Origin of the sequence: Streptomyces sp. NPDC057438, from assembly GCF_042802995.1 — a bacterium.
Taxonomy (GTDB): Bacteria; Actinomycetota; Actinomycetes; order Streptomycetales; family Streptomycetaceae; genus Streptomyces.
The window spans coordinates 22,506-35,148 of the sequence record NZ_JBHVDD010000005.1 but is presented as its reverse complement, the minus strand read 5'-3'; the positions used below and the strand labels follow the sequence as shown (position 1 = coordinate 35,148).

Below are 12,643 nucleotides of genomic sequence, written 5' to 3'. Positions count from 1 at the left end.
GTCCCTGAGCGGGATGCGACCCTGTCCCCGTGCGCCTCCTGCTGATGTCCGACACCCACCTGCCCAAGCGCGCGAAGGCGCTGCCCGAGCGGCTCCTCGCCGAGATCGCGGAGGCCGACGTGGTCGTCCACGCCGGCGACTGGGTCGACGAGGCCACCCTCGACCTGCTGGAGACCCGTTCACGCCGGCTGATCGCCGTGTACGGCAACAACGACGGCCCCGCCCTGCGCGCCCGCCTGCCCGAGGTCGCCCACGCCGAACCGGCCGGTCTGCGCCTCGCCGTCGTCCACGAGACCGGCCCCGCACAGGGCCGCGAGGCGCGCTGCACCGCCCGCTTCCCCGACACCGACGTCCTCGTCTTCGGCCACAGTCACATCCCCTGGGACACGACCACGCCCACCGGCCTGCGCCTCCTCAACCCCGGCTCCCCGACCGACCGCCGCCGCCAGCCCCACTGCACGTACATGACGGCGACGGTCACGGAGGGCGAGCTGACGGACGTGGAACTGCACCGACTGCCACCCCGGACCTGAACCGAGCGCCCGTCGCTCACCCACCCGGGGCCGACGGATGGATCACCCCGGTCGTCACCGACAGCGGCACCCCGCTGCCACCCCACCGCAGCGCGACGATCTCCGCCGCCACGGAGACGGCGACCTCCTCCGGCGTACGGGCGCCGAGGTCGAGGCCGACGGGGGAGCGCAGCCGGGACAGTTCGGCCGCGTCGAGCCCGGCCTCCCGCAGCCGCCGCGTCCGGTCGTCGTGCGTACGGCGGCTGCCCATCGCCCCGATGTACGCGGCCGGCCGGCGCAACGCCTCCTCCAGCAGCGGCACGTCGAACTTGGGGTCGTGGGTGAGTACACAGACGACCGTGCGGTCGTCGGTGGGGGTGTCGCGCAGATAGCGGTGCGGCCAGTCGACGACGACCTCGACGGCGGCGGGAAAGCGTTTCGGGGTGGCGAAGACGGGGCGGGCGTCACACACCGTGACCCGGTAGCCGAGGAAGTCGCCGATCCGGGCCACCGCCGCCGCGTAGTCGATCGCGCCGAACACCAGCATGCGGGGCGGGGGCGCGAACGAGTGCAGGAAGACCGCGACCGAGTCCTCCCGCCGCTCCCCGTGCGGGCCGTAGTGCCGCGTCCCGGTGATCCCCTGAGCCAGCTCCCCGCGCGCGTCGGCGGCCACCGCGGCGTCCAGGCCCGCCGAGCCGAGGGTGCCCCGGGCCCCGTCCGGCCACACCGCCAGCGAGGCGCCGCGCCGTCCCGGGCCGTCGATCACGGTCGCCACCGTCACCGGGTCCCCGGCACCCACCGTCTCGACGACCCGCCCGAACGACGGGTCCTCGGCAGCGGTCACCCGGCGCACCAGGAGCGTGATCTCCCCACCGCAGGTCAGTCCGACCGCGAACGCGTCGTCGTCGCTGTACCCGAAGGTCGCCGACCGCGCCGCGCCGGACGCCACGACCTCCTGGGCCAGCTCGAACACCGCGCCCTCCACACAGCCGCCGGACACACTGCCCACGACCTCGCCACCGGGCCCGACCGCCATGGCCGCCCCCGGATCACGCGGCGCGCTCCGGCTGACCGCGACGACGGTGGCGAGCGCGAAGGGTGAGCCCGCCGCGTACCACTCGCCGAGCGCCGGCAGGATCTCGCGCATCGCCCGCTCCTCTCGCCGTCCCGGCGGTTCCCCCTCCATCCAAGTACGACGTCCGCGGTACGGCACACCGACAGGTCGCCCCTGGCGGTGCGCGCAGGTCCGAGGGCGTCGGCGCAGGACGCGCCGACGCCCATGGGGATGAGGGTCGACGCCCCTGTTCGGGTGGCCGGTGCCGCGCGTCGCGCAAGGCGAGTTGCCATGGCGGGCCCAGGTACATGAAATGACCATGCTCCTGAGTCCGAGCACCCACCGTCACACACACCTGGGAGGATGCATGCCCTCTGCCACTGCCCGCGGCGCCGTGACCCTCGGCGCCCTGGCCGCAGCTCTCACCACGTCCCTCTCCGCACCGGCCGCGGCGGACGTCGGGGACGAGGACGTGGTACGGGTCAGGCTCGTCGGCCATGCCGCGTACGACACGGCCGCCGCGCACACCGATCCGGGCGACAGCTGGACCACGTATCTGCAGCTGTACGACCCCAAGGGCAAGTACGTCGGCGACGGCGGCTCGCGCTGCACCCTCGTCGAGGCGGACCACCACCGGTCCACCGCGCAGTGCACGCGCGTGCTGCGCCTCAAGGGCGGGGAGATCACCCTCCACGACATGATCAGCCGCAAGGGCCACGAACCCGTCACGGCCAAGACCTCCATCGCCGGCGGCACGGGCATCTACAACGACGCCGAGGGCGAGGGCTACATCACCTTGGAGCGCAAGCGCGTCGTCTTCGACCTGTACGTCGATGACTGACCGGCACCCCCGCGCCGACGGCGCGTCGGCCGTTCCGCCGTCCGAGTGCACCCTGTCCGACCTGGAGGTTCTGTGATCACATCGGCTGTTTCCAGGGTGGTCGTCACCGCCCTCACCACCACGCTCGTCCTCCTTCCGACGTCGGCGCGGGCCGAGCAGAAGGACGAGGACAACGACATCGAGAGGATCGAGCTCGTCGGCGTCAACCGGGTCGCCACCTGGCCGTCCCTGGACGGTGTGATCGGCAGTACCTGGACCACTCCGCTGGACCTGTACACCAAGCACCAGGCCAAGAAGTCGGGGAAGCCGAAGCTGCGGTACGCCGGTGACGGCGAGTCGGAGTGCGACGTGGTGCAGACCCGGGCCCAGGCGGTGACCGCCCAGTGCACCCGCGTGCTGCGCCTGAAGAAGGGCACGCTGACCCTCAGCGACATGGTCGACTACCAGCCCCTGCGGCCCGTCACGGCCAAGACCGCGATCGTCGGCGGCACCGGTCGCTACCGCTCCGCCTACGGAGACGGCTACATCACCCTGGACGGGCACCGGACCCACATCGTGCTCAACGTCGACGAGTGACGCGAGGACGAACCGACGACCGGTGCGGGAGACGCGGTGCGCGTCCCCGCACCGGTGCCGTTCGCTTCGGGCCGCCCTCAGTCGTCGACGCCGGAGGTCTTCTCGATGAGGCGGGTGAACACGATGAGCGCGCCCAGGGCGGGCAGCAGACCGGCCAGCGTCCACAGGACGCAGAAGCCCGCCGAGGCACTGACCGTCATGAGCAGCAGCGTGGGCGCGTCCTCGGAGATCCCGGCCATCAACAGCAGGAACACGATGGACAGGATGCCCATGCCGATGATGGTGAAGAACGGCCACAGATAGTTGACGACGGGAAGGAGGCGGGCCTTTCTCGCCTTGCGCAGAAAGGTGTTGTCGCAGGCCCGAGTGATCATCGCCAGGACGCCGAACACGGACCCGATGATGACACCCACCATGGAGACGGCGACGCCCAGCACCTCGTCCATCGGCAGGTCGTCGTCGTGCCCGATCCAGGCGCCCCCGAGGCCGCCGAGCGTCGCCGCCAGCGGTTCCCCCCACCACCAGCTCCGCAGGCTCACGTGGACGACCCCCATGAACTCCTTGAAGTACTTGTTCCCCGTGGTGCGTCCCGAGGGCTCCTCGGGAGAGGAGCCGGTGTCGGTCCGCGGTTCTGTGCCCATGCAAGCCCAGCCCGATGGTGGTCCGTCGCGCCGAGCCCCTCACGCGCGGCTCGACCTCTGTCGCGGCACTTCGTCATGGGCCGGGCAGGAGATTGTCACCGCCCTTCCGGCGTTGCTCCGCCTCCACGGCCGCCTCGTACCTACCCATGTCCCGTATCGCGTCGTACAGCGACGCGCAGCGCTCGTTGCGCGGCTCCGGACGCTTCTTCCCCTCCGATGCCCCGAGGCGGTCGAAACGGGGCAGGGCGCTGCGCGGGTCGAAGTCACGCGTGCCTGGCTTGTGTTCGCGGAGCTCGCGAAAAGAGCTGTTCACCGCTCGTACCGCCTTTCGTGTGCGTCGGACGGAGTCCCGAACAAAAGGGCTCAAACTGCGCTCAACCATAGGCCGGTTCCGTCGGCAGGGCCTTTCGTGGTGACGTTCGGGTGAACGTCAGCCGAATTCCGCGGCGCGCACTCGGTGACGGTCCTCCGCTCGGCCCCGAGGGCTCCCGCGGTCGGTGGCGAGCCCCCGCACGGTCGCGCGAGGCAAAGAATCGGTCGTGACCGGTGAACTCTTATGCGAAAACGGGTACTTACTCGTGCGTCAGTTGCTATTGACGGCCCGCCTGCCGATTGGGACGGTGGTGCACATGTCGAATGTGGCGGACATGTCAAGATTGCGCACTCGTCTGCTCGGTGTCCTGGTACTCGTCACCGGCTTCCTGACCACGGCGGGCCCCACCCAGCCCGCCTCCGCTCTCACTGATGATCTCTGGTTCGACTCGCAGGCCGCGGCCACCCTCACCGTCGAGGGCGGCCGCTTCAAGGACGGGCTCGGCCGCGAGGTCGTCCTGCGCGGTTACAACGTCTCGGGTGAGACGAAACTCAAGGAGAACAACGGTCTGCCCTTCGCGTCGGTCGCCGACGCGAGGAAGTCGGCGACCGCGCTCAGGGCGCTCGGCGGCGGCAACTCCGTCCGCTTCCTGCTCTCCTGGGCGTACGCGGAACCGGTGCGCGGGCAGGTGAGCACCAGCTACCTCGCGGCGGCCACCGCACAGATGGGCGCCTTCCTGGACGCGGGCATCAAGGTCTACCCCGACTTCCATCAGGACCTGTACTCCCGCTGGCTGTTCGACTCCGACAGCTGGTACACCGGCGACGGCGCGCCCAAGTGGGCCGTCGACCTCGGCAACTACCCCGACGAGTACTGCGGGATCTGCCCGTTCTGGGGCCAGAACATCACCTCCAACGCGGCGGTCACGAAGTCGACGTACGACTTCTGGCACAACACCTACGGTGTCCAGGACTCCTTCCTGGACACCGCGCAGAAGACGATGGCGTACGTGAAGTCGAACCTCACGTCCGCCCAGTTCCAGGGCGTCGTCGGCTTCGACCCGTGGAACGAGCCGCATCCCGGCGTCCTCGACTCGGGACAGACCAGCAGGGCGTGGGAGAAGGACGTCCTGTGGCCGTTCTACGTCAAGTTCCGCTCCCGGATGGACGCGGCGGGCTGGCAGTCCAAGCCGGCCTTCGTCGAGCCGAACCTCTTCTGGAACGCCAACATCGACTTCCAGAAGCAGGAGGGCGGCCTCCTCGACGCCGGCACCATCGGACCCCGCTTCGTCTTCAACACCCACTTCTACGACCAGAAGGCGATCTCCGGCGTCTTCATGTGGGGCAAGGCGGAGAACGGCCAGTACGTGAACGACTTCGGGACCGTCCGTGACCGGGCCACCGCCGGCGGCACCACGGCCATCATCAGCGAGTTCGGACACCCGCTCAGAGGCTCGGTCTCCGACAAGGCGCCCACGGTCTACAAGGCCATGTACCAGGCGCTGGACTCCCGGGTGAAGGGCGTGGACTGGTGGTCGAAGCCGGCCTCCTCCGGCCCGGTCCTCTCCGGTTCCCAGTGGCAGTGGGACATCTACTGGGGCCGCCACCACGAGCTGATGAACGACAACCCCGACAAGGTGCAGGTCGAGGGCGACGCCTGGAACGACGAGGACCTCTCCGCGGTACGTCTCGACGACTCCGGTACGGCCGTGCTCCGCCAGGACGCCCGGATGCTGGACCGGATCTACCCGAGCGCCACGGCGGGCAGCACGGTCGCCTTCACCTACGAGGACCGTTCGCGGGACGGTTCCACGACCCTGACGTGGAACCCGGTCCCCGGCTCGCTGCCGAACGTCTCCTCGCTCGTCGGCTCCGGTCAGTACTCCCTGCTGGTCTGGCGCTCGGACGGCAGCACGGAGCCGACCGAGCTGCACCTGCCGGCGTCCTTCCCCACCGCGTCCACCACGGTGGTGTCCGACCTCGGGGTGACCGCCGCGCCGCCGGCGTACACCACGTCCACACCGATCGCCGCCGCCAAGGAGCCGGGCGGCACCGGCAGCCGCCGTCTGCTGCTGACCGCCGCCGACACGGGCAAGCTGCACTACGCCCTGGTCACCAACGGCGCGACAGCCCCGTCCGCCGCGCAACTGGGCGCGGCACGGACGGAGCTGTCGAACTGGCTGACCGCCAGGTTCAGTTAGCCGAGGGTCCGGTCCAGTCGGCGGGCACCTGTGCCACCCGCACCCGCTGGGGGTGGTCGCCGACTGCGACGGACACGGTCTTCTTCCCGGTGGCGAAGTCGATCGCCGTGACCTGGTCGGCGCCGCTCTCGGAGACCACACAGGACTTGCCGTCACCGCTGACGGTCGACCAGTACGGCTTGGAGACGGGGACCAGCGGGCCCTCCTGGAGGGTCGCGCGGTCCACGACGGTCGCGTAGTCGTCCATCGTGCCGGCGATGCACAGCTTGGTGCCGTCCGGCTTCATCGTGAGGCCGTGGTGGCGCGAGTCGTTGACGAAGGTCGTACGGTCGTCGCTGACGCCCGGGGACTTCGGCAGCGTCTTGGTGCGGGTGATCTTGTCGGTGGCGATGTCGTACTCGAGGAAGCCGTTGAAGAACGACACCTGGAAGTACAGCTTCGTCTCGTCGGGCGAGAACGCGGCGGGACGGACGGCGTCCGAGTAGTCCCTCAGCCCGATGGCGTTGAGCCGTTCCCGCATGTCGATCACCTTGACCTGCTGGAAGGTGTTCGCGTCGGCGACCGTGATCTTGCGGTCGCCCTTCGTCCAGTCCAGCCAGGGCGCGTCGGTCTGGGTGTTGACGTCACCGATCGCCATGTTCCAGATGTATTTGCCGTCCTTGGTGAAGATGTTCTCGTGCGGCTTGTCGCCGGTCTTGAACAATCCCACCTGCTTGCCGGTGACGATGTCCAGGACGTGCACGGTGTTGCCGGTCGACGCCGACACCGCCACGCGCTTGCCGTCGGGGGAGACCGCCATGTGGTCGGAGCGGTAACCCGACACGGGGAAGCGCCAGTTGATGGCGCCGGTCCTGATGTTGATGGAGACCACGTCGGCGAAGCTCGGGCGGGAGACGACCATCGAGGAGCCGTCCGGCGTGGAGTACATGTCGTCCACGTACTGGTCGTGGCCCTCGCCCACGCTGTTGCGGATCGTCATGTAGGCGATCCACCGGATCGGGTCGGCGTTGATCTCCGCGATCCGGGCGGCCTTGTCGGGGATGACGTTGATCCGGCCGATCTTGGCGAAGTCGCCGGAGGCCTTGATGACGTCCGCGGTGCCCTCCCAGTTGTTGCCCACGAACATCACCTCCCGCAGATCGGCCGCGGCGCTCGCCGGGGAGGCGGTCGCCACGGCGGAGGCGGTCAGCGCGAGCGCGGCGACGGCGGCACCGACATGCCGGGTCCTGCGGCGGCGGGGGGTGCGGGGGACGGACATTTCGGTTCCTCCAGCTTGCTCAAGGCATGACAAAGGTGACTCAGGGACCGCGAGGGTCGGAAGGGGCGACGGGGAGTCTGAATACAGCGGCATTCACATCGACTTACTGGAAAGTAAGGAACGGCCCCGCTTCACCACAAGACCAGCGACACGACAAAATCGACCGACGGCCGGACCCGGCCGTCGCAGCGAGTGGCTATTCGTCGGGAGGAGCAGCGTGGCGGGCAGGCTCAGACAGCCCACCGGCCGGTATGCGGGGAGGTCCGCGGCGGAGCGCCGGGCCGAGCGCCGGGACCGGTTCCTCGACGCGGGACTGCAGCTGTTCGGCGACAGCCCCGGCTTCCGGGCGACCACCATCGCGGGCCTCAGCGAGGCCGCCGGCCTGTCGACCCGGCAGTTCTACGAGGAGTTCAGCACCCTGGAGGAGGTGCTGGCCGCCCTGCACCTGCGGGTGAACGACTGGGCCGAGGAGGCCGCGCTCACCGGACTCGCGGCGGCCGAGGGGCAGTCGATCGCCGAGCGCGCCACCGCGGCGTTCCGCGCCTACGCCGCGAACGTCACGGGCGACCCGCGCCGGCTGCGGATCACCTTCACCGAGATCATCGGCGTCAGCCCGCGCCTGGAGCGCCAGCGCCTCGAACGCCGCTCCCGCTGGGTCGACTTCATCTGCGCCGAGGCCGACGCGGCCGCCGAACGCGGCGAGGCCGCCCCGCGTGACTACCGCATCGCCGCCGCGGCCTTCATCGGCAGCGTCAACGGCCTCCTCCACGACTGGCAGGCCGGCTGGGTCGACGCTCCCCTGGACGAGGTGGTCGACGAACTGGTCGGTCTGCTGCTGGGCATCCTGCGCCCGGCGGGATGGAGCCCGGCAGAGGGCTGAGGAGCGGGCGCCGGCAGGGCGGGTGGGCCGGGGGTGGCCGAGGGGCGGTGGGGAGATGGGCTGGGGGAGGAAGATCGTGGCTCCGCGTCCGACCGGCCGAGACGGCAGCCGTTCGGCTGTCCGGTGGCGAACCTCCGGTGGCGGGCGCCGGCCCCGGCGAGGCTGCGCCGGGCGGCGGCGAGGGCGAGCCGCTGTGGATGACCGGAGGCGAGGTGGGGCCGGGGACCGGCCGCTGACCAGGGACGATGTGGGGCCGGGGACGGGACGGGGAGCTGCCGGTGGCCGTGTCCGTTCTCCCGGCCGGGAGAGGAGCCGCCGGGCCGGGCGGTCGCGCAGCCCCTGCTCACCGGTGGTCCGCGCCCGCTCGTCCAGCACCGGGCCGAGCCCGGCCAGCCCTCCGCGCAGGTCGGACGACAGCCTGTGCCGCTGCCCGGTGAGGCTCTGCTCGACCACGTCCAGGGCCCGCTGTCGGTGGCCCGGCCGGTCGAGGGTGAGGGCCACACCGGCGGGACCGGTGCCGTTCGGTCAGGCGAGCCGGTCCAGTGCGGTCAGGACCGGCCGCACCCCGTCCTCGCCGCGCAGCTCCCGCGCCAGGACGCCCGCGCGACGGGCGTACGACGGGTCGGTGGTCGCGCGTCGCAGGGCGGCCTCCAGCGCGGCGGGGGTGAAGCCGCGCAGCGGGACGGCTCCGGGCGACACCCCGAGGGCGACCAGACGGGCGGCCCAGAAGCCCTCGTCGAACTGCACGGGTACCGGCACCGCCGGGACCCCGGCGCGCAGGCCCGCCGCCGTGGTGCCCGCGCCCGCGTGGTGGACGACCGCCGCCATCCTCGGGAAGAGCAGGGAGTGCGGCACCTCGCCCACCGTGAACATGTCCTCGCCCTCGCCCCGCAGGTCGCCCCAGCCCCGCTGGACGACCCCGCGCAGTCCGGCCGCCCGCAGGGCCCGGACGATCTCGTCGCTCATCCGCCCCGCATCGGGCACGGTCGCGCTGCCCAGGCCCACGAAGACCGGGGGCGGACCGGCATCGAGGAACTCCAGCAGTGCCGAGGGCAGCCGGTCCTCACGGTCGTACGGCCACCAGTAGCCGGTGACGTCGAGCCCGGCCCGCCAGTCGCCGGGGCGGGGCACCACCCGGGGGCTGAAGCCGTGGAAGACCGGCGGCGCCTGCCGCTCCCGGGCCCGTCGCGCGCCCGCCCGGCCGAGGGGCGGGAGCCCGTACCGCGTACGCAGCCGCCGTACCTCCTCCCTGAAGATCCAGTCGACGGCCGCGTTCACCGCGTGCCCGGCCACCCGGTTGCCGACCGGGCCCCAGGACCGGACGCCGGTCATGGGCGGGGCGAACTCCCGCGTCGGCGCGAGGGGTTGCAGGTTCACGCCCAGGGTCGGGACCGACAGCCCCCGGCCGATCGCGTGGCCGAGCGGCGCGACCGTGCCGGCCAGCAGCAGGACGTCGGCGGCGCGGGCCGCGGACACCAGCTCACCGGCCATCCGCCCTACCAGACTCCGCGCCATCTCCACCGCCCGGTACAGCTTCCCGGCCCCGGTGGAACTCCGATGCAGCCCCTGGCCGCGCTCCGACTCCAGCTCCGCCCGGGGATCCACGGCAAGGGCGTGGAAGGCGACTCCCGAGCCCGCCACCAGCGGCTCGAACCGGGCGTGGGTCACCAGCGTGACCTCGTGCCCGGCCCGCACCAGTCCGTGCCCCAGCCCGGTGTACGGGGCCGCGTCACCCCGGGAACCCGCCGTCATGATCGCTACACGCACGCCCGCCAGTATCGCGTCGCCGTGGGACCCCGGCAGGGGAACGCTCCGCGATGACCCGAAAGAGCCGCTGTCCGAAACCGCCCGCGCGGGCCGGGCCGGGGCTCTACTCGTCCCAGGCCTGGACCATGGTGTGGTCGATGATCTTGCCGTCGCGCAGGGAGATCATCGAACTGGCCCAGACCCGCACCCCGTCGGGGTACTCGCAGGACTCGGTGAGGGCGACCTGGTCGCCCTGGACGAGGCACTGCTCGACCTTGTGGGTCATCTCCCGGCCGCAGACGTCGTCGTACATGGCGGCGATCTCGTCCCTGCCGTGCATCACCTTGGGATGGCTGGGCTGGGTGTTGCGGTCCACGACGCGCATCTCGGCGTCGTCCGCGTAGAGCGACGTCAGCGTCGCGGCGTTCGCTTCCTCCGTGCCCCGGCGCAGCGCTTCGACATCGAAGGCGGGGCTCGTCGAGGTGCCCATGGCTGACCTCCTTCGAAGGCCGGGGCCCGGCAGGGGGCGGCGGGCCGCTCAAGGCCTCTCCTGACAGGCTCCTCCGCGGGGCGGAACCCGGCAAGTGCTGTGGCGGACATGCGCCTCACGGGTGAGCGGCCGTGACCGACCGGGGCCGGCCCGCGTTGCTGAGGGCATGATCTCAACTCGACGTGTCGTCGCCGCCGTGGGTCTCGCCATCGGTGTCACGGGCCTGGCCGCACCGATGGCGAACGCGGACGCGACGGCGGACGCCACCCGCATCAACCCGATGTCCACCCTGGACTCGCTCGCCGTCAGCGACCTCCCGGCGGAGCAGAAGGCGAGCCTTCCGCGTCCCTCGCAGCAGCTCAGGAGCCTCGACCAGGTCCATGAGCTGAACCGGCTGAGCGAGCTGCACCAGGTCACCGACCTGGCCGCGCCGGCCCTCGGGCTGCTGGGCGCCGTTCAGTAGCGCAGCCTGCCGGACACGGCCGAGAGCCCCGCCGCGGACCGAGCGGTGGGGCTCTTGACATTCCCCGGGACCCGGGCAGAGCATCACGGAACAGTAACGTAATTGAATTTCGCACTACGATCGTTCGTGAGCGATCATGCTCGATCACGTACCGTCGTCGATACGTACCCGAGGAAGCAGCATCATGGCTCTGACCCGTGACCTTCTGATCGGCGGCAAGGACGTGCCCGCCGCGTCCGGCCGCACCGCCGAGGACCTCGACCCGTTCACGGGGGAGGTGTACGCGACGGTCGCGGCGGCCGGGCCGGAGGATGTGACTCGGGCGGTGGACGCGGCCGACGCCGCGTTCGAACAGTGGGCCGCGCTGGCCCCGTTCGCCCGGCGGGCGATCTTCCACAAGGCCGCCGACCTGCTGGAGGGCCGCAGCGAGCAGATCGCCGACATCATGGCCCGCGAGGTGGGCGGCACCCGGCCGTGGGCGTACTTCAACGTGGCGCTGGCGGCGAACATGCTGCGTGAGGCGGCGGCCGCGGTCACCGCTCCGCGCGGTGAGGTCCTGGCCACCCAGAAGGAGGGTGCGCTGAGTCTGGCGGTACGCGAGCCGCTGGGCGTCGTGGCGGCGTTCGCGCCGTGGAACGCGCCGGTCATCCTGGGGGTGCGGGCCGTGGCGGCGCCGCTGGCCGCCGGTAACACCGTGGTCGTCAAGCCGAGCGAGGACGCGCCGATCGCCTGCGGGCTGCTGGTCGCCGACGTGCTGCGGGAGGCCGGGCTGCCCGACGGTGTGCTGAACGTGGTGACCAACGCGCCCGAGGACGCGGCCGAGATCGCGGAGGCGCTGATCTCCGATGCGCGGGTGCGTGCGGTGAACTTCACCGGGTCCACCGGGGTGGGGCGGATCATCGGAGAGCACGCGGCCCGGCACCTCAAGCCCGCCGTGCTGGAGCTGGGCGGGAAGAACTCCGTGATCGTGCTCGCGGACGCCGACGTGGACTACGCCGTCGACGCCGTCACCTTCAGCGTGTTCATGAACGCCGGGCAGATCTGCATGTGCGGTGACCGGATCCTGGTGCACGAGTCGCTGGCGGAGGAGTTCACCCGGAAGTTCACCGCCAAGGTCGCCACCCTGCAGGCCGGCGACCCCGGCCACCCGCACACCGTGGTCGGCCCGCTGGTCAGCGCCGCTGCCGCCGGGCGGATCGCCGCGCTGGTCGAGGACGCGGTCGCCAAGGGTGCCACGGTCCTGGCCGGGGGCGGCCGGCCGGAGGGCGCGGTGCACCCGGCGACCGTGCTCACCGGTGTCTCGCAGGACGCCGACCTGTACCACCAGGAGTCGTTCGGTCCGCTGTGCGTGGTGCAGACGTTTGCCGAGGACGAGGAGGCCGTGGCCGCCGCCAACGACACCGACAACGGCCTGAGCTGCGGGATCATCACGGAGAGCGCCACGCATGGCCTGGCGGTCGCCCGCCGGATCCGTACCGGCATCGTGCACGTCAACGACCAGTCCGTCGCCGACGAGCCGATGGTGCCCTTCGGTGGGGTGAAGGCCTCCGGCTACGGCCGCTTCGGTGGCCGCTGGGGCATCGAGGCCTTCTCCAACACCCGCTGGGTCACCATCGCCACCCAGCACTCCCACTTCCCCTTCTGATCCGGCTCTGATCCGGCCGGAAGG

General features: G+C 71.4%; 12 protein-coding genes. 7 read left to right on the top strand and 5 right to left on the bottom strand.

The window, feature by feature from the left end; genetic code table 11:
• Positions 1 to 29 precede the first annotated feature (29 nt).
• Positions 30 to 533, top strand: coding sequence for a metallophosphoesterase family protein (locus ACFU5F_RS05210; RefSeq protein WP_383882170.1), 504 nt, complete (start codon positions 30 to 32; stop codon positions 531 to 533).
• A gap of 16 nt (positions 534 to 549) precedes the next feature.
• On the opposite strand, the gene ACFU5F_RS05205 is transcribed toward ACFU5F_RS05210, so the two are convergent.
• Entirely contained in the window at positions 550 to 1,659 is a 1,110-nt protein-coding gene (locus ACFU5F_RS05205) for an XdhC family protein (protein WP_383882168.1), read from the bottom strand.
• A gap of 274 nt (positions 1,660 to 1,933) precedes the next feature.
• On the opposite strand from ACFU5F_RS05205, the gene ACFU5F_RS05200 reads away from it, so the two are divergent.
• Both ACFU5F_RS05200 and ACFU5F_RS05195 read left to right on the top strand, forming a co-directional pair.
• On the top strand, positions 1,934 to 2,407 hold the full coding sequence (locus ACFU5F_RS05200; RefSeq protein ID WP_383882165.1) for a hypothetical protein: 474 nt from the start codon (positions 1,934 to 1,936) through the stop codon (positions 2,405 to 2,407).
• A gap of 72 nt (positions 2,408 to 2,479) precedes the next feature.
• Positions 2,480 to 2,983, top strand: coding sequence for a hypothetical protein (locus tag ACFU5F_RS05195; RefSeq protein WP_383882162.1), 504 nt, complete (start codon positions 2,480 to 2,482; stop codon positions 2,981 to 2,983).
• A gap of 77 nt (positions 2,984 to 3,060) precedes the next feature.
• Here ACFU5F_RS05195 and ACFU5F_RS05190 read toward each other — a convergent pair whose 3' ends face one another.
• Positions 3,061 to 3,624 (bottom strand): hypothetical protein, encoded by a 564-nt coding sequence (locus tag ACFU5F_RS05190; RefSeq protein WP_383882159.1) that lies wholly within the window; start codon positions 3,622 to 3,624, stop codon positions 3,061 to 3,063.
• Positions 3,625 to 4,271: 647 nt separating this feature from the next.
• Here ACFU5F_RS05190 and ACFU5F_RS05185 point away from each other — a divergent pair.
• Positions 4,272 to 6,137 carry a cellulase family glycosylhydrolase gene (locus tag ACFU5F_RS05185; RefSeq protein WP_383882156.1) on the top strand — a complete coding sequence of 622 codons (1,866 nt, stop codon included), beginning with the start codon at positions 4,272 to 4,274 and terminating at the stop codon, positions 6,135 to 6,137.
• On the opposite strand, the gene ACFU5F_RS05180 is transcribed toward ACFU5F_RS05185, so the two are convergent.
• Positions 6,130 to 7,395 (bottom strand): YncE family protein, encoded by a 1,266-nt coding sequence (locus tag ACFU5F_RS05180; RefSeq protein WP_383882153.1) that lies wholly within the window; start codon positions 7,393 to 7,395, stop codon positions 6,130 to 6,132. The genes ACFU5F_RS05185 and ACFU5F_RS05180 overlap by 8 nt on opposite strands.
• Before the next feature lie 217 nt (positions 7,396 to 7,612).
• Between ACFU5F_RS05180 and ACFU5F_RS05175 the strand changes: the two genes are divergently transcribed.
• Positions 7,613 to 8,275 carry a TetR/AcrR family transcriptional regulator gene (locus ACFU5F_RS05175; RefSeq protein WP_383882150.1) on the top strand — a complete coding sequence of 221 codons (663 nt, stop codon included), beginning with the start codon at positions 7,613 to 7,615 and terminating at the stop codon, positions 8,273 to 8,275.
• Between the two features lie 525 nt (positions 8,276 to 8,800).
• Here the strand turns inward: ACFU5F_RS05175 and ACFU5F_RS05170 are convergent.
• Both ACFU5F_RS05170 and ACFU5F_RS05165 read right to left on the bottom strand, forming a co-directional pair.
• Complete coding sequence (locus ACFU5F_RS05170; protein WP_383882473.1) at positions 8,801 to 10,027, bottom strand: glycosyltransferase; 1,227 nt, start codon at positions 10,025 to 10,027, stop codon at positions 8,801 to 8,803.
• A 118-nt stretch (positions 10,028 to 10,145) separates the two neighbouring features.
• Positions 10,146 to 10,511, bottom strand: coding sequence for a nuclear transport factor 2 family protein (locus ACFU5F_RS05165; RefSeq protein WP_383882147.1), 366 nt, complete (start codon positions 10,509 to 10,511; stop codon positions 10,146 to 10,148).
• Positions 10,512 to 10,677: 166 nt separating this feature from the next.
• Between ACFU5F_RS05165 and ACFU5F_RS05160 the strand changes: the two genes are divergently transcribed.
• Positions 10,678 to 10,974 carry a hypothetical protein gene (locus ACFU5F_RS05160; RefSeq protein WP_383882144.1) on the top strand — a complete coding sequence of 99 codons (297 nt, stop codon included), beginning with the start codon at positions 10,678 to 10,680 and terminating at the stop codon, positions 10,972 to 10,974.
• A gap of 184 nt (positions 10,975 to 11,158) precedes the next feature.
• Complete coding sequence (locus ACFU5F_RS05155) at positions 11,159 to 12,619, top strand: aldehyde dehydrogenase family protein (protein ID WP_383882141.1); 1,461 nt, start codon at positions 11,159 to 11,161, stop codon at positions 12,617 to 12,619.
• Positions 12,620 to 12,643: the final 24 nt, after the last annotated feature.